The sequence below is a fragment of the Mycobacterium sp. ML4 genome (assembly GCF_054515735.1).
Genome location: NZ_JBTNSY010000002.1, coordinates 18,221 through 36,707, shown reverse-complemented (window position 1 = coordinate 36,707; position 18,487 = coordinate 18,221). Strand labels below are relative to the sequence as shown.

The 18,487-nt window shown below is 66.7% G+C and carries 17 protein-coding genes and 1 pseudogene; 10 read left to right on the top strand and 8 right to left on the bottom strand.

Annotated features, from left to right (window positions below; all coding sequences use genetic code 11):
- Positions 1–29 precede the first annotated feature (29 nt).
- The 6 genes and pseudogenes from ACX9NE_RS02175 (at position 30) to ACX9NE_RS02150 (ending at position 7,613) form a co-directional block, all read left to right on the top strand.
- Entirely contained in the window at positions 30–1,706 is a 1,677-nt protein-coding gene (locus ACX9NE_RS02175; RefSeq protein WP_459360070.1) for an FAD-dependent oxidoreductase, read from the top strand.
- Between the two features lie 342 nt (positions 1,707–2,048).
- Complete coding sequence (locus ACX9NE_RS02170) at positions 2,049–3,245, top strand: cytochrome P450 (RefSeq protein ID WP_459377714.1); 1,197 nt, start codon at positions 2,049–2,051, stop codon at positions 3,243–3,245.
- A gap of 125 nt (positions 3,246–3,370) precedes the next feature.
- A complete protein-coding gene (locus ACX9NE_RS02165) occupies positions 3,371–4,567 on the top strand; it encodes an NAD(P)/FAD-dependent oxidoreductase (RefSeq protein WP_459360011.1) in 1,197 nt (398 codons plus the stop codon).
- A pseudogene (locus ACX9NE_RS02160) lies at positions 4,564–4,731 on the top strand (RNA polymerase subunit sigma-24); the annotation flags it as partial. The gene ACX9NE_RS02165 and the pseudogene ACX9NE_RS02160, both read left to right, overlap by 4 nt.
- A 116-nt stretch (positions 4,732–4,847) precedes the next feature.
- Positions 4,848–6,104, top strand: coding sequence for an aminodeoxychorismate synthase component I (locus ACX9NE_RS02155; RefSeq protein ID WP_459360012.1), 1,257 nt, complete (start codon positions 4,848–4,850; stop codon positions 6,102–6,104).
- Between the two features lie 144 nt (positions 6,105–6,248).
- Complete coding sequence (locus ACX9NE_RS02150; RefSeq protein WP_459360013.1) at positions 6,249–7,613, top strand: hypothetical protein; 1,365 nt, start codon at positions 6,249–6,251, stop codon at positions 7,611–7,613.
- A 15-nt stretch (positions 7,614–7,628) separates the two neighbouring features.
- On the opposite strand, the gene rsmI is transcribed toward ACX9NE_RS02150, so the two are convergent.
- Positions 7,629–8,498 carry a 16S rRNA (cytidine(1402)-2'-O)-methyltransferase gene (rsmI, locus tag ACX9NE_RS02145; protein WP_459360014.1) on the bottom strand — a complete coding sequence of 290 codons (870 nt, stop codon included), beginning with the start codon at positions 8,496–8,498 and terminating at the stop codon, positions 7,629–7,631.
- A gap of 24 nt (positions 8,499–8,522) precedes the next feature.
- On the opposite strand from rsmI, the gene ACX9NE_RS02140 reads away from it, so the two are divergent.
- Positions 8,523–10,103, top strand: coding sequence for a dolichyl-phosphate-mannose--protein mannosyltransferase (locus ACX9NE_RS02140; protein WP_459360015.1), 1,581 nt, complete (start codon positions 8,523–8,525; stop codon positions 10,101–10,103).
- Positions 10,104–10,176: 73 nt separating this feature from the next.
- Here ACX9NE_RS02140 and ACX9NE_RS02135 read toward each other — a convergent pair whose 3' ends face one another.
- Both ACX9NE_RS02135 and arcA read right to left on the bottom strand, forming a co-directional pair.
- Complete coding sequence (locus ACX9NE_RS02135; protein ID WP_459360016.1) at positions 10,177–11,025, bottom strand: endonuclease domain-containing protein; 849 nt, start codon at positions 11,023–11,025, stop codon at positions 10,177–10,179.
- Positions 11,026–11,127: 102 nt separating this feature from the next.
- Positions 11,128–12,336, bottom strand: coding sequence for an arginine deiminase (gene arcA, locus ACX9NE_RS02130; RefSeq protein ID WP_459360017.1), 1,209 nt, complete (start codon positions 12,334–12,336; stop codon positions 11,128–11,130).
- 81 nt (positions 12,337–12,417) lie between these two features.
- Between arcA and ACX9NE_RS02125 the strand changes: the two genes are divergently transcribed.
- Positions 12,418–13,026 (top strand): alpha-ketoglutarate-dependent dioxygenase AlkB, encoded by a 609-nt coding sequence (locus ACX9NE_RS02125; protein ID WP_459360018.1) that lies wholly within the window; start codon positions 12,418–12,420, stop codon positions 13,024–13,026.
- Here the strand turns inward: ACX9NE_RS02125 and ACX9NE_RS02120 are convergent.
- From ACX9NE_RS02120 to ACX9NE_RS02110, 3 genes are read right to left on the bottom strand one after another with little or no spacing between them, the layout of a single operon-like run.
- The gene (locus tag ACX9NE_RS02120; protein WP_459360019.1) at positions 13,023–13,682 is read right to left on the bottom strand and encodes a DUF5642 family protein; all 660 of its coding nucleotides are present in this window, start codon (positions 13,680–13,682) and stop codon (positions 13,023–13,025) included. The genes ACX9NE_RS02125 and ACX9NE_RS02120 overlap by 4 nt on opposite strands.
- Before the next feature lie 28 nt (positions 13,683–13,710).
- Complete coding sequence (locus ACX9NE_RS02115; RefSeq protein WP_459360020.1) at positions 13,711–14,379, bottom strand: DUF5642 family protein; 669 nt, start codon at positions 14,377–14,379, stop codon at positions 13,711–13,713.
- 37 nt (positions 14,380–14,416) lie between these two features.
- Complete coding sequence (locus tag ACX9NE_RS02110) at positions 14,417–15,403, bottom strand: GNAT family N-acetyltransferase (RefSeq protein WP_459360071.1); 987 nt, start codon at positions 15,401–15,403, stop codon at positions 14,417–14,419.
- Positions 15,404–15,545: 142 nt separating this feature from the next.
- Between ACX9NE_RS02110 and ACX9NE_RS02105 the strand changes: the two genes are divergently transcribed.
- Positions 15,546–16,286: a class I SAM-dependent methyltransferase gene (locus tag ACX9NE_RS02105; RefSeq protein ID WP_459360021.1), complete on the top strand. Its 741-nt coding sequence runs from the start codon at positions 15,546–15,548 to the stop codon at positions 16,284–16,286.
- 12 nt (positions 16,287–16,298) lie between these two features.
- Here the strand turns inward: ACX9NE_RS02105 and ACX9NE_RS02100 are convergent, their stop codons facing one another.
- Positions 16,299–16,538, bottom strand: a complete 240-nt coding sequence (locus ACX9NE_RS02100; protein WP_459360022.1) for a hypothetical protein — start codon at positions 16,536–16,538, stop codon at positions 16,299–16,301.
- 197 nt (positions 16,539–16,735) lie between these two features.
- Between ACX9NE_RS02100 and ACX9NE_RS02095 the strand changes: the two genes are divergently transcribed.
- Entirely contained in the window at positions 16,736–17,287 is a 552-nt protein-coding gene (locus ACX9NE_RS02095) for a hypothetical protein (RefSeq protein WP_459360023.1), read from the top strand.
- Between the two features lie 51 nt (positions 17,288–17,338).
- On the opposite strand, the gene ACX9NE_RS02090 is transcribed toward ACX9NE_RS02095, so the two are convergent.
- Entirely contained in the window at positions 17,339–18,340 is a 1,002-nt protein-coding gene (locus ACX9NE_RS02090) for a helix-turn-helix transcriptional regulator (RefSeq protein ID WP_459360024.1), read from the bottom strand.
- Between the last annotated feature and the right edge of the window lie 147 nt (positions 18,341–18,487).

Below are 18,487 nucleotides of genomic sequence, written 5' to 3'. Positions count from 1 at the left end.
AAACGGGAGCTGCGAGCTGAAGGGTGGCCATGTGCGCTTCTCGTGTTTCTGATGTCGCGGCACTTCCCGGCCAGCGCAAACGAATTGCGGTTGTCGGCCTAGGCCCGGCAGGACTCGCGACCCTCAGAGAACTACAGGCTCACGGGCACTGCGTGTCAGGGTTCGAACAACAGCCCAGAATCGGGGGGGTGTTCGCGAGCCACTATGACTCGTTGCAGCTGACGAGCAACAGCCTCATCACCAGTTTCAGCTCGTTTCCCTCCGGCACCGAAGACGAGCCGAAGATGTGGACGCGGCGGGAATACCTGCAGTATCTCGATGATTTCGCAAATCATTTCGGCATCATGCGCCGGATATATCTGTCGTCGCGTGTGGTTTCGTTGCGCTGGGATGAGCATGGGCAGGTGTGGCGTGCGCGGGCAGTGCCGCACGGGGATGGCACGCCGACGCAAACGAGTTCGCCTTCGGCGTCTGCCGGGCCGTTGCCCGCCGATGGCGCTGAGTTCGTCTTTGATCACGTTGCCGTTTGCTCGGGCAACCACATGTTGCCCCGGATCCCGCATTGGCCGGGGATTGAGTCCTTTGGCGGACGTATTCTGCACTCATCACAGGTGCGTGGCGAAAATGACTTCGCCGGGCGGCGGGTGGTAGTGGTTGGGCTGGGCGAGAGCGGCTCAGATATTGCCCTGATCGCCGCCAGAGCAGCCGACGCCACAGCGATATCGACGCGCAGCGGGCCCGGCTATGTGGTCCAACGACTCTTCAACGGTAGGCCTACCGACCTCGATACAAACCGCTGCTATCACGGGATCCCGCGCTGGTTGTCGACCTTTCCCCAGTTTCGCCGAATCAAGCTGGCAATAGAAGATCGGTATGTTGGCGGCAACGACGACAAGAACATCCTGCGGCTCGCCGCTGAAATCAATCGGAAGCGCAACATGGCGCCATTCAACCGGTTCGGCACAAAGAACACATCGTTCATAGAAGCGATCTTGTATCACGGTGCGGAATACCGGCCCGACATTGCGAGGCTAGAGCCGAACTGCGTCGTGTTCACCGACGGTGCCCGGTTCGAATGCGACACAATTGTATGCTGCACTGGCTACGCTCCCGATCTGTCTTATCTCGACGTTGGTCCGAGAAGGAATTTCAATGGCCTACCCGGGCGCTGCCTGTATAAACACATGATCGATCCCGAGTTGGGGAGCAGGATTGCGTGGATTGGTTTCGTGCGTCCGGGATTCGGTAGTATTCCGCCATTAGCGGAATTACAAGCACGCTACTTTGCGCTACTCGCAACTGGCGAGCGGAAGCTGCCCGCGCCCGAACAGATGCAGCGCGATATCGAACATCATTCCCGCTTAGATTTGATGCAATACCCCGCCGACGCACAGCGAATCGCGGTGCTCACGGACTATTTGCGATTCATGGAGAGCATCGCTGCGGAGATCGGTTGTTCCCCGCCGTTATTACGCCTTTTCCTGACCGATCTCAGGTTGTGGGCGAAGGTATTGTTCGGGCCACTCTGCGGCGCCCAGTACCGACTCGAAGGCCCGGGCGCCGAGCCGAACATCGCACGTGAAGTGCTCATGCGGGCGCCCACGATGCCGCGCAGCATACTTGCCTACGAGTTCGCGTTTCTCCTGGGCGCGAAACTCCTGCACACGGTGACCCGGCATGACGCCTTCAAACCACTCGGTTTCTGACCGGAAATCGCTCGTGGGCGCCACTTGCCGCAGCGATTGCGACTCTCCGCACGATACGGCGGCGACCGCGCCGGCCTGCCGCTTCCTGGACGCACGCCGGCACTTACGACCAGCTGGTGTCGGTCGCCGTCGGACGCCTCGACCGGGGACCCTCCGATCGATAATCGCTCGCTTCGCAGCGAGTAGAGGCAGGTTCTGCGACCGGGGGTCTCGGTGAAAATGGAAGAGTCAGAAGCGGTTCTCCCCCCCGTTGTCGGCGAGCGGGGCGTCGCGGCCAGGCTCAGCAGCGATCCGGCGTCGCTGCTGAGTGAATGTGCCGCTCGCTATGGAGACGTGTTCACGGTGGTGCTCGACGAGCAGCATCGCATGACCTATGTCCTGGACCCCTTGATGTTTCAGTCTTTGTTGACAGCACCTCAAGTCAGTTTCTGTCCCGTCTCACGACAGTCCAAGCTGCGGTTCGGCCTCGAGCAGCTGGTCGCAACGGACGAGCAAGTCCTTGGCCTCAGTCACACACTGATAGGCGCGCTACGCGGCTCACGGCTTGCCAGAACGCTGACACGTTTCGACGACGCTCTCAGCGGTTCGCTGGCCAGCTACGTCGCGTCCCTTCACCAGGCGCCGCGCCGCACCGTGCAGGAACTCACGCAGCAAACGCTGATGCCCGCTGCAGTTCACGCGTTGTTCGGCGCAGGCATCTTCGACGACCGATTTGTGGCCGACTTTTCCGCCTATTCAGCCAGTGTCGCCACTCGCTTCGCCGGCTCTGACCCCGGTCTGAGGAAGAAGGGGGCCGCAGCCCGGTGCGCGCTCATGGAGCGTCTCAATACATGCCTCGAGCACATGGACACGCCAATCCTGGCTTACATCTCCGAGCACCTGTTCGCGGACCGGCCGGTGACGCATGATGATCGCCTCGCGACCTTGCTGATGTTGATGTGGGGTTCCATGGTCAACCTGGTACCGACGAGTGCGTGGATGTACGCCAGTGTGATTGCCGACGCAGCGTTGATCGAGGAACTCCGTCGTGCCGGGAACACCGACGACGCAAGATCTCTGCGCCGATCGATCGTCGCTGAGACCATGCGGGTGTACTCGCGTCCGAACATGTACCGCGCGGTGGTGAAGGATTTCAACCTCACACTCTCGGACGGCCGAACGATCCGGTTTGCTGCGGGCGACTGGGTCGCGCTGTTTCCGCGCGCCCTGCATCACGATCCAGAGGTATTCGAGGACGCGATGCGCTTCGACCCGCGACGATTCCGCGGTCCCGAGAACAAGCAACCGCAGTTCTACAAAGCCGGTGCGCCGCTGCAGCATCCGACGATGATCTTCGGTATCGGCCGCGGCCGCTGTCCGGGGGACGCCTATAGCCTGGCGGTGCTGGATCGGTTGCTTGTCGCATGGACGTCGGCGCTCGACGCGGCGTTGACCACACCAAAGCTGCCCGACGCCGTCACCGACACCATCGCTTCGACACCCGCCCCGGACGCCGACATCGACGTCGTACTGTCGGCGTCCGGCTACTCCCACTCCTGAGCGGTACGGCACCGCACCCGAGATCCTTGCCGACGTGAGTCAGCTCACAGTTGCGGCCGATACTGTCACGGATCGTCGGCAGTCGGTGTCTGAAGGGTGTAACCGCACACCGAGAAGGAGACACCATGTCTGACCGAGAGAATTCAACCCGCCCGAAGGCGCACGTCGTGGTCCTCGGCGGCGGGTACGCCGGAACGATGGCGGCCAACCACCTTCGGCTGCGCGCCGACGTCGACATCACCCTGGTGAACCCGCGCCCGCAGTTTGTCGAGCGGATCCGGCTGCATCAGCTGGCCGCCGGCACCGGCACCGCCACCACCGACTACGGCACCCTGCTGGGGACGGGCATCCGGCTGGTCGTCGACACCGCCGACTACATCGACGCCGCCGCCCGGCAGGTTCTGTTGACCTCCGGCTCGGCGCTGGACTACGACTACCTGATCTATGCGACCGGGAGCACCGCGGCCACACCGGCCGCGGTGCCCGGCGCAGCAGAGTACGCATACTTTCTCGCCGAGCTGGAGGGCGCGCAGAAGCTGCGCTACGCACTCGCCGATCTGCGCACCGATGCGCCGGTCACCGTCGTCGGCGGCGGTTTGACCGGTATCGAGGCCGCGGGCGAATTCGGTGAGCAGGGGCGCGAGGTGACCTTGGTGTGTGGCGGCATCCTGGGCCCGTCACTGAGCGGTCCGGGCCGGCGATCTGTTGCCAAACAACTGCGCAAGCTCGGCGTGAACGTTCTCGAATCAGCGACCGTCAGCGAGGTGCGCTGGGATTCGGTGGTGCTCGGTGACGGCACCGTGCTGCCCAGTGCGGTGACGGTGTGGACGGCGGGTTTCGGCGTCCCGGACCTGGCGGCCCGCAGCGGGTTGCGCACCGACTCGGTCGGCCGGCTGCTCACCGACGAGACATTGACCAGCGTCAGCGACGACCGCATCGTGGCCGCCGGCGATGCCGCAGCACCCTCCAACCAGCCATTGCGGATGAGCTGCCAAGCGGCGATTCCGCTGGCCGCGCAGGCGGCGAATACGGTGCTGTCCCGCATCGCCGGTACCGCTCCGGCGCTGTTGAACCAGGCGTTCACCGGACAGTGCGTCAGCGTCGGCCGAAGCTACGGCACCATCCAGCTGGCCCGCACCGACGACACCCCGGTGAACATCTACATCGGGGGGCGCACGGCCGCGTCGATCAAGGAACTGGTGTGCAGGGGCACGCTGTGGGGCCTGCGCAAGGAAGCGGCCAAGCCCGGTTGGTACCGCTGGCTCAAAGGTGGCAACCGACCCGCGCCACTGCCCGCCGGCGAGCAGGCCCCGGTGCGGTGAAAGCCCGAACGGACAGCAGCGGGCACGCGGAACGCTTCAGCCTGCTACGCCCGCTGCTGTTCACCATCGCCCACGAGATCCTGGGCACGGCTACCGAAGCCGACGATGTGCTGCAGGACAGCTATCTGCGCCGGGCCGGGGTCGACCTGTCGGCCATCACCGACTTCTATGCGATGCGCAACCCCGACAAGCTGGTCGCGCTGGGCAACGCCAGGAAGATCAGTCGCCGCTGACCGTGGCCCTGGCGTGCGGAAACCCACGGTTCTGTCAAGCTAGGGCGGTGCGAATCGACCGGCTCGGCGACCTGGGCGGCGCGCCGCAGGTGTTGCGCGCCGTCGGCCGCGCTACCGGGCGGCGCGGTCTGCCCCCGCCGGCCGCGCTGACCGGTGAGTGGTTCGGCGCGCTCGCCGTGATCGCGCCGAGTGTTTCCGTGCAGCCGGTCGCCGCGCACGCGGTGTTCGCCACGACCGGCAGTTCCGCCGCGAACACAGAGGTTGGGCCGGTGGGCGGCGGCTGGATCGGTTTTCTGTCCTACCCCGATGCCGGCTCCGACGGCCTGCCACACCGAATTCCCGAGGCCACGGGTGGCTGGACCGACTGCGTGCTGCGGCGCGACCGCGACGGACAGTGGTGGTACGAGAGCCTGTCCGGCGAGCCGCAGCCGGACTGGCTGGTCGAAGCGCTGGCCCTGAACGACAGAACTGCACCAATGTGCCAGATCGATTGGCAGTCCGGTGACCGCTCAGCACACCGTGAGGGTGTGCTGGCCTGCCTCGAGGCGATCGCCGCCGGCGAGGTCTACCAAGCATGTGTCTGCACCCGGTTCACCGGAGTCCTCACCGGATCGTCGCTGGACTTCTTCATCGACGGCGTCGCCCGCACGTCCCCGGCCCGGGCGGCCTATGTCGCCGGACAGTGGGGAGCGGTGGCATCGCTGTCTCCCGAACTCTTCCTGCGCCGTCGTGGCGGCCTGGTGACATCCAGCCCGATCAAGGGAACCCTGCCGCTCGACGCGTGGCCGTCGGCGCTGCGCGCATCGCCCAAGGAGGTCGCCGAAAACATCATGATCGTCGATCTTGTCCGGAATGACCTTGGGCGCGTGGCGATCACCGGAAGTGTCCGGGTTCCCGAACTATTGGTGGTGCGGCGCGCGCCGGGCGTGTGGCATCTGGTGTCGACGGTATCGGCGAGGGTTTCGCCCGAGCTGCCGATGTCGGCACTGCTGGACGCGACGTTCCCGCCGGCTTCGGTCACCGGAACACCCAAACTCCGTGCCCGTCAACTTATCTCGCAGTGGGAGCGAAATAGACGCGGAATATACTGCGGCACAGTCGGATTGAATTCTCCGGCGGCGGGATGCGAACTCAACGTCGCGATCCGCACAGTCGAGTTCGATGCGCTCGGCCACGCCGTGCTGGGCGTCGGCGGCGGCATCACCGCCGACTCCGATCCCGACGCCGAATGGGCGGAGTGTCTGCACAAGGCCGCGCCGGTGGTGGGTTTGCAGAACTCCGCCACCAAGAGCCGCGTGAGTTAGCTCAGCAAATTCGACACGGTCAAACCGTCGAGGCGGATTTCGCCGAACGGCCACATGGGCTCACGGGTGCGCATAAGCTCCAGCCATCGACGCGTTTTCTGGTCGGACGCGGGCGGGTACGGGCGGGTGCGGAAGGGATTATCAATGAGAGTAGCCATCGTCGGTGCTGCGGCGGCCGCCGTGTTGGGCGGTGCGCTGGCGGTTGCGCCCTTGACAGTCACCAATCAGAGCAGGACGTCGCCCGGCGGAACCTGCACCGCAGGTCAGCAGTGCGACAAGCTGGCGTCGGTCCTCATGCCCGAAACGGGTAAGCCCGCGGCCGCGGGACCCACCGGCGTGCCCTCGGCCGTCGAGCCTCCCGAGCCCGCGGTGGCGCCACGCCCCGCCGAGCCGGCTGCCTATACCCCACCCAACCCGTCGACCAGCCCCGGTCTGATGCCCGGCTCATCCAACGCCAACTCCGCCCTGCCACCCGGCGGCGTGACACCCCCGGCCAACGCGCTCCCCCCGGGCTTCGACCCGTCGACCGCGACCCTTCCGGGCATCGGCGGTATTCCCGGCGTCGGCGTTCCGGGGATACCGGACCTTTACGGCGTGGCCGGCGGCGTGGCGGGCTTGTACAGCGTGCCCTACGGAGTGAATGCGGCCACGGCCGTCGTCAACGGCGTCCTGGGAGTCGGAAACAGCATCTCCGGCGCCGTGACCTCCAGCGCGCTGGCCGTCACCTACGTCGTCCTGGCCTACAACGCCTTGCAGTCCTCGGGCATCCTGCCTGCCGCGCAGCAGAGCCTGAATTCGCTCGGCTCGATGCTGTTGCCGTCAGCGGCAGCGGCGCTGCCGGCTGCGGCGCTGCCCGCACTGAGCCTGCCCGGCCTGCCAGCGCTGAACATCCCGGGCCTGCCGGGAATCTCGCCCGCTGGCCTGATCGGGCTCGCCGCCGCGGGTGGCCTGCCCGGTATCAGCCTGCCGGGCCTGCCGGACATCTCGCCGGCCAACCTGATGGCGCTGGCGTCGGCCGGCCTTCCGGGTCTGCCGGGCGTGTCGCCGACAGACCTGCTCGCACTGGCCGCCGCCGGCGGTATTCCGGGCTTGCCCAATATTCCGGGTGTTAACCCGGCGGCACTCGTCGCGGCGCTGCCGGCACTGGCTGCCGGAATACCCGGTCTGCCGCAGATCCCGGGTCTGGACCCGGCGATGCTGGCAGCCGCGCTGCCCGCCCTGACCGGCGGCGGTATCCCGGGCATGGACCCGGCCATGCTGGCGGCCGCGCTTCCGGCGCTGATGGGCGGCGTACCGGGCCTGCCGGGCGTGGACCCGGCCACGGTGCTCGCGGCACTGCCGGCCATGGCGGCCGCGGCCGGTATTCCCACCGGTCTGCCGGCGTTGCCCGCGCTGCCCGGACTGCCCGGTCTGCCGGCGTTGCCGGCACCGGCGCTGCCCGCGCTGCCGGCTCCGGCCCTGCCGCCACACCCGCCGGTGTGCCCCATCCCTGGCGGCCCCTGCTTCTGAGCCGAGTAGACCGAGCTACTGCTCGGTAGACTCCTGGGCTCCGCGGCGGTGCGTGACCACCGCTTCGTAGAGTTGGCGTGAGCGCACCTCCGGATAACCGGCGGCCACATGGCTGCACGCGTCCTTGATACGGATGCCACCGGCGACCAGGTTCTCCACCTCGGCGACCAGGTCGGCGACCAGTGTGGACAGGTCGGCGCGTGGCGTCGCCCCGGCCAGGACCACGGTGACCTCGCCCAGCACGCCGCCGGCGGCCCATGCCACCAGCTCGTCGAGCGACCCGCGTACCACTTCCTCGTGCACTTTGGTCAATTCGCGGCAGATCGCGGCCTGACGGGCGCCGCCAAGTTGCTCTACCGCGTCGCGAAGGCACGCCGCCAACCGGCGCGGCGATTCGAAGAACACGCAGGTGCGCCGCTCGTCGGCCAGGGTGGCCAGCCAGCTCCGGCGCGCCGAGCCCTTCCGCGGGGCGAATCCTTCGAAGCAGAATCTCTCGGCCGGCAGGCCGGAGACCACCAGCGCCGTCGTCACGGCCGACGGACCCGGTAGACACTGAACCGGCAGTCCGGCGTCGATGCAGGCCGCGACCAGGCGGTAGCCGGGATCGCTGATGATCGGCATGCCGGCATCGCTGACCACCAGGACGGTGGCACCGGCGCTGATCGCCTCGACGAGGCCGGCTACCCGGGTGGATTCGACCCGGTCGAAGAGGCTGACCACCCGGCCGCCGATCGGGACGTCGAGCGCCTTGGCGAGGGTGCGCACGCGGCGGGTGTCCTCGGCGGCCACCACGTCGGCTTCGGCGAGCGCCTGAGTCAGCCGTGGCGATGCGTCCGAAGGCTGGCCCAACGGTGTCGCACCCAGTAACAGGCGCCCAGTGGTCATGATGGACAGCCTACGATCGACGTGATGACCGCTCCGGCCAAAGAAGCCTCGCCCCGTGACGTGCACGACGTCGAGCAACCCGCAGCACCCCGTGAAACAGCCATCGTCAGCCCCGGGCCGCTGGTGCCCGTCGCCGACTTCGGCCCGTCAGACCGGCTGCGCGGATGGATCGTGACCGGTGTCATCGCTGCGCTGGCGACGCTGACGCGGTTTCTCAACCTGGGCTCGCCGACCGATTCCGGAACGCCGATCTTCGACGAGAAGCACTACGCCCCGCAGGCGTGGCAGACCCTGCACAACCACTGGGTGGAGGACAACCCGGGGTTCGGACTGGTCGTACACCCGCCGGTGGGCAAGCAGCTGATCGCGATCGGGGAGGCGCTGTTCGGGTACACCGGGCTGGGCTGGCGGTTCACCGGCGCGCTGCTGGGCACGATCCTGGTGGTGCTGGTGACCCGGATCGTGCGGCGCATCAGCCGTTCGAGTCTCATCGGCGGCATCGCGGGCCTGTTGCTGATCTGCGACGGCGTCAGCTTCGTCACGGCGCGCACGGCGTTACTGGACGGGTTTCTGACGTTCTTCGCGGTGGCGGCGTTCGGCGCATTGATCGTCGACCGCGACCAGGTTCGCGCACGGATGCATGTGGCATTCGTCGAGGGTCGCTGCGCCGAGACGGTGTGGGGCCCGCGGCTCGGGGTGCGCTGGTGGCGGTTCGGCGCCGGGGTGCTGCTCGGCCTGGCGCTGGGAACGAAGTGGTCCGGGCTGTATTTCATCGCCTTCTTCGGGGTCATGTCGCTGGCCTTCGACGTGGCGGCGCGCCGCCAGTATCAGGTGCCCCGGCCGTGGCTGGGCGCACTGCGCCGCGACCTCATCCCGTCGTTGTACGCGTTGGTACTGATCCCGTTCGGGGTCTACCTGGCCAGCTACGCGGGCTGGTTTGCCTCCGAGACCGCGATCGACCGCCACCAGGTCGGCCAGACGATCGGGCCGCAGAGCGTACTGCCGCTGCCCGACGCCGTTCGCTCGCTGTGGTACTACACCGCGAAGGCGTTTCATTTCCACGCGACGCTGACCAACTCGGCGGGCAACTACCACCCGTGGGAATCCAAGCCGTGGAGTTGGCCGATGTCGCTGCGGCCGGTGTTGTATGCCATCGACCAGAACAACGTTCCCGGCTGCGGCTCCCAGTCCTGCGTCAAAGCGGTGATGCTGGTGGGCACCCCGGCCATGTGGTGGCTTGCGGTGCCGGTGCTGCTCTACACGTCGTGGCGGACGTTGGTGCGGCGCGACTGGCGCTATGCGGCCGTCTTGGTCGGTTATTGCGCCGGGTGGTTGCCGTGGTTCGGCGAGATCGACCGTCAGATGTACTTCTTCTACGCGGCGACGATGGGACCGTTCCTGGTGATGGCCATCGCCCTGATTCTCGGCGACATCCTGCACCAACCGCGGCAGAACAAGGAGCGGCGCACGCTGGGACTGATCCTGGTCTGTTGCTATGTGGCGCTGGTGGTGACGAATTTCGCGTGGCTGTTCCCGGTGCTGACCGGTCTGCCGATCTCGCAACAGACCTGGGATATGGAGATCTGGCTGCCCAGCTGGCGCTGAGTTGACTGCTGAGATTGCCGCAGCGGTCGCTTTCCGACCCCTACGAACGACCGTGGCGGCAATCTCGGCGAGTTCACGCAGGGAATCCGCGCGCGGCAAGCGCGTCATGCACACGCCTCAGTATCTGGTCGGGCCGGTCCTCCTTGACCACCCTGACGACCCGCCAGCCGAGATCCTCGATCATCTCCCATCGCCTGATGTCCTTGACGTATTGCGTCCTGTCGGTGCGGTGGTGGTCACCGTCATACTCGACCGCAACCCTCGGGTCCTCCCATCCCATGTCGAGGTAAGCCGATGCGGCGCCGGCTGCGCCGCGTACCGCGATCTGAGTGGCCGGTCTGGGTAGACCCCCATCGATGAGCAACAGCCTCAGCCAGCTCTCCCGGGGTGACTGCGCGCCACCGTCCATGAGGGACAACGCTTTTCGACACCCGCGTATCCCTCTGGCCCCTTTGTAACGCGCCAGCAGCGGCAGCACGTCGGTACTGATCAACCCGGTGGCGGCGGACAGCGCATCGAGGTGACTGACGGCGTTGTTGCGGGGTAGATGCCGACCCAGATCGAAAGCCGTCCGGTCCGGCTTTGTCACCGATAGCCCAGCCAGATCCACCACTTCCGCGGCGCTGATTCGTTCCCGACGGACGATCACACCCGGCGGCGGATGGTTGAACGGCCCCACGAGCTCCACCGGTGTGAACTCGTGAACCCATTTCGCTCCGTGTAATGCGGCTGCCGCGCGTCCGGCGATGACACCCCTACGGCGTGACCACAGCCATGCCGCGACAATGTTGTCCCGCAACGACCTTGAAGCAGCCTTCGGCAGATAGACATCAGGGTGGATCCGCCGGTGATTCCACCGCAATTGACCGCGCGTGAGCGCGCCGTTCCCCATCGCTTCGCTGCCGCGAAAGACCCGTGCCACGCGCCGATGGTGCGCGGATCGCGCGACTTGCCCCAGCCAGGTTGCCATGGCGGTTGTGGATAGACCCTGGTCCGCGACCCGCCCGGCAATCTCGGCGCAAAACTAGAGCGGATCCCGCGCCGCCGGGCAGGACATGCACCGGGGCCCGCCACGACCGGTGCCCAACTCCGAGCCGGCGATGGTGAGCACCTCGATGCCGGCCTCCTGCAGCCGCGTATTGGTCTGGACATTGCGCTCATAGGCGACGACCACCCCGGGCGCCAGTGCCAGGGTGTTGTTGCCGTCGTCCCACTGATCGCGTTCGGCGACGACGGGATCGCGACCGGTGTCGATGACACGCAATTTCTCGATGCCCAAAGCCGCGGCTGCGGCTTCCACAAACGGTTCGGCATCACTGATCGCCACGCCTTCATCGGTACGTCGCAGGGTGAACGCCGAAAGCGTGTCGACGACGTTGGCGTACATCACCACCGTGTCGGTGTCGACCATCGTGCACACGGTGTCCAGATGCATCTGCGCACGCTTCTGGGCGATCGGCACGGCGAGCACGGTATGCGCGAGCTCGTCGTCGAAAAGGCTGCGCGCCAACGCTTCCGCCCCGGCGGGGGTGGTTCGCTCGCCGACTCCCACCGCGATCACGCCGGGGGCGAGCAGCAGCACGTCGCCGCCCTCGACCGGCGCGGTGCGCGACTCGTAGGCCCGCCGCACACCGGTGAACCGCGGGTGATGGGCGTAGATGATGTCGGTCAGCGACGCCTCGCGCACCCGGGCCCGCAGGGCCAGCGACGGGATGACCACCCGCGGCCCGATCCACATCGACGAATCGCGGGTGAACACCAGGTTCGGCAGCGGCTCGATGACGAAATCCGCGCCGTGGTGCATGCGCAACACCAGCGAAACCTGGGTGCGACAGCTCGGCGGCAGCTCGTCGAACGTCATGCCGGCGGTGAGCACATTCGCCAGCGCGCCCGGCTCAAGACCCCGCAGATGAGACGAAAGCTGTTGTGCCAGAGTCGTCCCGAGCCGCCTCGCATCCACCGCTGCCGCGGCGCCCTGCATCCGCGCGGCGCCGCTGTGCTGCAATGCCTCGGTCAGCAGCTCCGATAGCAACAGCACCTCTACCCCGCGGCTGCGCAACAGCTCGGCGAATTTATCGTGTTCTTCCTGCGCACGCGACACCCAGGGCAACCCGTCGAACAGCAGCTGGTCGTTGTTGCTCGGGTTCAGGCGGCGCAATTCGGCACCCGGTCGGTGCAGGATGGCCACCCGCAGCGCCCCCACCTCCGAATTGACCCCCAGCTCGACAGCCACAGCTCAAACCGTAGCCGGACGGCCGGCGCCAGGCGCGTCACACACCCTGTGGTCGAACTGGTGTGCGATAGACTCGGGTTCGTGGCGATCGCGGCTCAGGGCTCGCTATTCGAGCACAACGAACGCAGGCAACTCGGCGACGGCGCCTTCGTCGACATCCGCGCAAACTGGCTCGGGGACAGGCCGACCGACGGCCTGGATCTGCTGGAGGCGCTCCTGCTAACCGTGCCGTGGCGCTCAGAGCGGCGTCAGATGTACGACCGCGTGGTCGACGTGCCCCGGCTGGTGAGTTTTCACGATCTCACCATCGAGGATCCACCCCACCCTGCGCTGGCGCGGCTGCGCCGGCGGCTGAACGACATCTACGGCGGCGAACTGGGTGAACCCTTCACCACCGTCGGATTGTGTTGCTACCGCGACGGCTCGGACAGTGTGGCCTGGCACGGCGACACCATCGGCCGCAGCAGCTCACAGGACACCATGGTCGCGATCGTCAGCCTCGGAGCCACCCGTACCTTCGCCATGCGGCGACGCGGTGGCGGCCCGTCCCTGCGGTTCCCGCTGGCGCACGGCGATCTGCTGGTGATGGGCGGATCCTGCCAGCGCACGTGGGAGCACTCGGTTCCCAAGACGCCCGGGGCTGCGGGGCCGCGGGTCAGCATCCAGTTCCGGCCCAGGGATGTGCGTTAACCCCTGACCGCGCTCACCGCCTTGACCAGCAGGTCGCGCGCCCGCTGCGTGTCCACCCTGGCCACCGGCTGCCCGGGGACCACCAGCGGGTTGGCGATCACGATCACCTGGTAGTCACCGAATTGTGCGGAGTAGTCGTAAAGCTCCCCGGTGCGCGGTGATCCGTCGACCAGCGCCTGCAGCACCCGGTGTACGGCCTGCGTGTGCACGCCGTCGATCCGCGGGGCGTCGACGACCTCGATCGCACCGCGCAGCTGGGCACCGGAGAACCCGACTTTCGCGCAGTCTTTGCCGGGATCGTTGAGTGGCAGCGCCTTGGACGTCTCGACCGCGATCGCGACGAAGCGGTTGCCGTTGCCTTCGGCGGAGACGGCGGCCATGTTGCCCTCGATGCCGGCCGGGATATCGGGACCGACCGCCGCCTTGGCGCAGTTCGCCGGGTCGAAAGTTAGACCGTCGGGCAGCTTGCGGCCGGCGAAGAACTGCGGGTCGATCGCTCTGGGAGTGATGTCGGTGACCTTGAACTCCGGTCCGAAGCTCGACCTGAGGTCGGTGATCTTGCCGATATCGCCCTTGGCGGGCTGCGAGGAGTCAGCGCCCGGGGAACAACCGACGAGCAGGCACACCGAGCCGAGCGCCAGCACCAGCTTGAACATCGTCGCCAATCTACCCAACCCCGGAGGATCAACCGCGCAACGTCGAGACGGTTTTGATCAGCAACTCCGCGGCGAAATGCGGCGACAGCGGCGGCAGCATCGACCCGGGGTCGATGGTCAGGGTCGTGAACGCGTAGTAATCGCCCAGGTAGGCGACGAATGTGTATGCCCTCGAATCAATTTGGTTGCCCGATTCGACGGCCGCCCGGATGTTGGCGACCAGACCGAGGGTCTGCGCGCCGTCAATATGCGGCGCGTCGATCATATCCACACTCTCCACCGTGCGTCCGGTGGTCAGTTCCCAGTGCGCGCAGGCCGACACCAGCTCGCGCGACGGCGTGACCGAAGCGGAAACCACGACCGCGTCGACGATCCCGCCGGACCCTGACCCCGATACGCCCTGCGCGGGCCGGCCGCGGCCGGCGTCGGGGTCGGCGAGACCCAGGCATTCCGGCGGGTTGGCCGTCGCATCGTCGCCCAGCCCCCAGATGGCTCGCGGCGAGGCGGCGCGGGCGACGTTGGACACCTCGTAGCCCTGCGGCAAGTCGCGTCCGACCCGGCGGATGTTGGCGGGATTGATACCTGCGGCACGAACGGTCGCGGTCGTCGAACTAGCCGACGGCGGCGTCGACGGGGGCGATGAGTCGCAGCCGGCCAGCAGCAGGGCCAGCGCCGGACCAAACCAGGACGGCCGCATGGCGGTCCATGCTACGTCAAATCGGCCCCGGCCCTGGTCAACTCACCACCTCGATCACCTGCCGGGCAACCTGGCGGATCTCTTCCTCCATGGCGTGGTCGAACCCCGGCTTGCGCGGCACATCGATGACGGTGGTGATCACCCCCACGTCCTCGCGTTGCCAGACTGCACCGTGGCGGTCCATGATCGTGCGCATCGGCAGATTGTCGGAAAGCATTCGCGCAGAGAATCTTTCGACCCCGTCCACCCGGGCGGCGACGGACAGTGCACCAATCAGGAAGGTGCCGATGCCGCGTCCCTGGTATGCGTCGGCCACGGTGAACGCGATCTCGGCGACCTTCGGGTCGTTCGCGTCGCGCACGAAACGCGCGTCGGCAACCGGGTCGCTGCCGTCGACCATGACCCAGACGAAGTGGTCCACGTAGTCGACCTCGGCAAGGTAATGCATCATCGCCAGGTTCGGCACCCGCGCCGACATGAAACGGCGGTAGATCGTTTCGCTGGAGAAATGGATGTGCCCGTGCACGGTCCGTTCGCTGTCACCGGGCAATACGGGCCGCAACATCAGCTGGCTGCCGTCACGCAGCGGCACCGGAATCGGGGTGATCAACGCGGCCAGGCGCTGGCGGACCGTGCGCACCAGCCGGTCCATGATGCCGGGGATGTGCACCATCTGAGTCAACGCTTCTTTGCCACCGATCCAGCCGGTCAGCGGCTCGAGAGTGGTGACCGTGGCCGTGCGGGGAATATCACGCAGCAGCGCGATCTCCCCGACGATCATGCCCGGCACCAGCTGCTCGACGATCACCGTGTCGTCGTCGCCGACGTGCATCACCTCGGCGCTACCCGACTTGATCAGCAGGAACGAGACGGCCTGCTCCCCCTGGCGCATCAGCATCTGTCCGGCGGGGGCCTGCAGCGGAGCAAGACACGACGCCAGCGGTAGCAGATCCTCAGTCGGACACCCTTCGAAGATGTCCATCCCAGCGAGTTCTTCGGCCCCCATGCCGCCCAATTCGGCCATCCCGTCCACACATACCAGCTCTGGGTCCGATCCGACTCAGGTTATGGGGTCGGCCGCTGCCCCTGCAAGGAGTGCAGATGCACTCGCATTAGCCTGGCAGCAGCTCGCCAGCAAGACGCAAGACTCCCGAAATGGACCCAGCATGATCGACAACCAGGACCGGGTCGAACTGACTCGCAGTCTGCTCAACAGGCCTGCCACGCTGCGGCACGGCTACCTCGACGTGCTGGGAGAGTCTACGGCCGCCCCGGTTCCGACGTTTGCTCAGCGCGCCATGAACAGCCCACTGGTCGCGGCGGTCTACGAGGGGCTGTGGCGACCGACTTCGTTCTACCTGGCCAGCGGTGTCACCACGCAAGCCGAGGAGCGACGGGCGGCGACGGCACTGCGCCTCAGAAGCGCCACCCGGTTGCTCGATGTTGCCTGTGGTCCCGGCAATTTCACCGCGCCGCTGGCTCACCAGTTGTCCACCGGGAGCCTTGCCGTCGGATTTGACATCTCCGAGCCGATGCTGACCCGGGCCGTGCAGGACAACAGCGGACCACGGACCTGTTACGTCCGGGGCGATGCGCGCGATTTGCCGTTCGACGACGAAACATTCGACGCCGTATGCTGTTTCGGCGCGCTGTACCTGATGCCGGAGCCGTTTGGGGTTGCGCGCGAGATGATCCGGGTGCTGCGGCCCGGCGGGCGGATAGCGATTCTGACCAGTTACGCGGGCCACGTGGTCAACCTTGCGCTGCACACCACGGCACGGCTGATCGGGCTGACCATGTTCGATCGGGACGCGTTCGTGGACCTGTTCACCGGGGCAGGTCTGGTCGACGTCGAACAGCAGACGCAGCGCGCGCTGCAGTTCGTCACGGCGACCAAACCCGGCTGAACCGGCCCGATGCTACGACGCGGCGGCCTCGCAGACGCCGAACAGCCGGATGACCGGGGTACTCGCCTCGTACTCCAGTACCGAGTTGCCTTGTGATGTCAGGGTGATCATCATCGGTTGCCCACTGCGCTGGGACATTTGAACACACTCGACCTGGAAGAGGCGGAAACTGCCGTTGTCACGGATGGCCAGCGAATACCCCGGTTCGACGGACTCGACGGGGATCTTCTGCAGGTAGTACTTGGTGGTCATCCCCCGAGATTAGGGGCCGGCGCTGACACGCTCGGGCGCCGAAACACCGTCTCAGTATTTGTTCAGTCGAATTTATGGACTTCATCAGATTTGGCCGTCCCCTGCCCGCACCGCGGGTGCGAAAAGGCGGCGGGGACAGCACTGCGCGTGGCGACCAACCAGTACCGTTGAGGCATGGTCGATTTCTGGGGTGTGCGATGAGTGTCGCCGGATTAGTTCTCGGAGTGATCGGCACCGTGCTGGCGGTCATATCGCTCGGTTGGCAATTCACCGGCTACCGGCTGCAGCGCCCCCGCCCGAGACTCAGTCCCGTCATCGGGCGGCTGACTCCTGATGGCCTGGTCACCAATGACGCCAGTGCGGACGTTCGTGAATCATTGGCCGCCGTCGCCGAGCACCTCGAGGACATTCCGCTCATCATCGGGGTGAAGGTGGTCAATGCCGGCCGGGCGCCGTTTCACGTCGGCGGGTGGGCCATCCGCTCCGATCCGGACGGCACGTCATTGGTGCCGGTCGAAAAACCGATCGCCGGCGCCGATGTCCCGCACGAGATCCCGCCTGCGGGCAGCGCCGTTTTCCTGACCGAATTGCGGCACGCACACCGCTTCGCGGCTGCCGCGGAAAAAGCCGGGGAAACTGCGGACACCGCGGGCCCGCCGCCCCGGATCGTGCTCACGGTGTCGTCCGGAACGCGCACCTACCGCACCAAACCCGTTGCGCTCGAACTATTCTCACTCGAATCAGAGTAGGCACGCCGGAACCGCGCACGTTGCATGACACCGGCTGTGTGGCCCGCCATCTCAGCAGCCTGACTTCGGCCGCTCGCACTCCGGCAGCGACAGCGCCTGCCCGCGCAGGGTGACATGCGGACTCTGGCCGTAGTGCTGCCGATAGTAGACGGCGAAGCGCCCCAGGTGCCCAAATCCCCAGCGCCGCGCGACATCACCCACGGTGGCGGTCTCCTGGTTACCGGTGAGGAGGTCGAGGTGGGCCTGGTGGAGACGGACGCGACGGACGTATTCCATCGGCGTGCAGTCCCGGTGCTTGCGGAACATGTACTGCAAAGCGCGTGGAGTGACGTAAACGGCACGCGCGATGTCGGTGAGAGAGATGTCGGTGTCGGCGTTGTCCTCGATGAAGGCGATGGCGCGTCGCAGCAGCAGCGGGGTGCTGTCGCGCCGGTCCTGCGCCGTCGGTTCCATGACCGCGGTGTTAGGAAACGCGGCCAACATGCTCGCGGCGATGTAGCGCTGGGCGGTGGCCGCGACCAGCGGGTTCTGGCCCGCGTCGGGATCGGCAACCACCGTTTGGCGCAGGTGGTCCAGCGCGGCGACCAACTGGTCGGCGGCGGACTCGGACATCGGCACCGAACCGGTGAGCCGTACCGGGTCGTTGGATCGCGGCGACCCGGCCGCCACGTCGCTGAGCAATGCGCGGTCCACCGAGTAGACGTCCACCCTCAGCTGGCGGCACATCCCGATCAGCGACTCCCCCGCAATGGCGCCGAACGCCCCGACCCGGCCGGCGCCGAACCTCTCGAAATCGCCGCGCTCGATGCGCGCGTCGATGCTGCCGGCATGGATTCGCGCCAGCAGGATCGGCTCCGGGGCGACCATCGCGTAGCTGAACGTGAAGTCGAATTCCGCGGAGGCGATACTCATCGAACCGACCATCGAACGCTCCACGCGGCTGCGCGTCGACGCAGCGTGTTCGCCCGCCACCATCCGGATCCGTCCGAAGTTGGCGCTGACCAGTTCCTCGGCCTCGCCGAGGTCAGTGGTGTCGAGCAGAACAGTGAACATTGCGCGGGCTTTCCACAAGAAACAATTTCCGCGGCGTTGGGTTGAACCGACAACCGCCATTATCCAGCAGGGCGCAACCCACCGGCGACGGCCCCAGGGAAACGTGTTCGTGGAGCTCGTCAGTGAACGTGCCTCTCGTTTCTCCGT

Excerpts from the sequence above, each read along its gene's own strand:
- ACX9NE_RS02100 (WP_459360022.1), bottom strand. The coding sequence starts at position 16,538 with ATGACCACCAAGTACTACCTGCAGAAGATCCCCGTCGAGTCCGTCGAA.
- ACX9NE_RS02105 (WP_459360021.1), top strand. The coding sequence starts at position 15,546 with ATGATCGACAACCAGGACCGGGTCGAACTGACTCGCAGTCTGCTCAAC.
- ACX9NE_RS02175 (WP_459360070.1), top strand. The coding sequence starts at position 30 with ATGTGCGCTTCTCGTGTTTCTGATGTCGCGGCACTTCCCGGCCAGCGC.
- ACX9NE_RS02150 (WP_459360013.1), top strand. The coding sequence starts at position 6,249 with ATGAGAGTAGCCATCGTCGGTGCTGCGGCGGCCGCCGTGTTGGGCGGT.
- ACX9NE_RS02090 (WP_459360024.1), bottom strand. The coding sequence starts at position 18,340 with ATGTTCACTGTTCTGCTCGACACCACTGACCTCGGCGAGGCCGAGGAA.
- rsmI (WP_459360014.1), bottom strand. The coding sequence starts at position 8,498 with ATGACCACTGGGCGCCTGTTACTGGGTGCGACACCGTTGGGCCAGCCT.
- ACX9NE_RS02165 (WP_459360011.1), top strand. The coding sequence starts at position 3,371 with ATGTCTGACCGAGAGAATTCAACCCGCCCGAAGGCGCACGTCGTGGTC.
- ACX9NE_RS02095 (WP_459360023.1), top strand. The coding sequence starts at position 16,736 with ATGAGTGTCGCCGGATTAGTTCTCGGAGTGATCGGCACCGTGCTGGCG.
- ACX9NE_RS02115 (WP_459360020.1), bottom strand. The coding sequence starts at position 14,379 with ATGCGGCCGTCCTGGTTTGGTCCGGCGCTGGCCCTGCTGCTGGCCGGC.
- ACX9NE_RS02140 (WP_459360015.1), top strand. The coding sequence starts at position 8,523 with ATGACCGCTCCGGCCAAAGAAGCCTCGCCCCGTGACGTGCACGACGTC.
- ACX9NE_RS02120 (WP_459360019.1), bottom strand. The coding sequence starts at position 13,682 with ATGTTCAAGCTGGTGCTGGCGCTCGGCTCGGTGTGCCTGCTCGTCGGT.
- ACX9NE_RS02110 (WP_459360071.1), bottom strand. The coding sequence starts at position 15,403 with ATGGCCGAATTGGGCGGCATGGGGGCCGAAGAACTCGCTGGGATGGAC.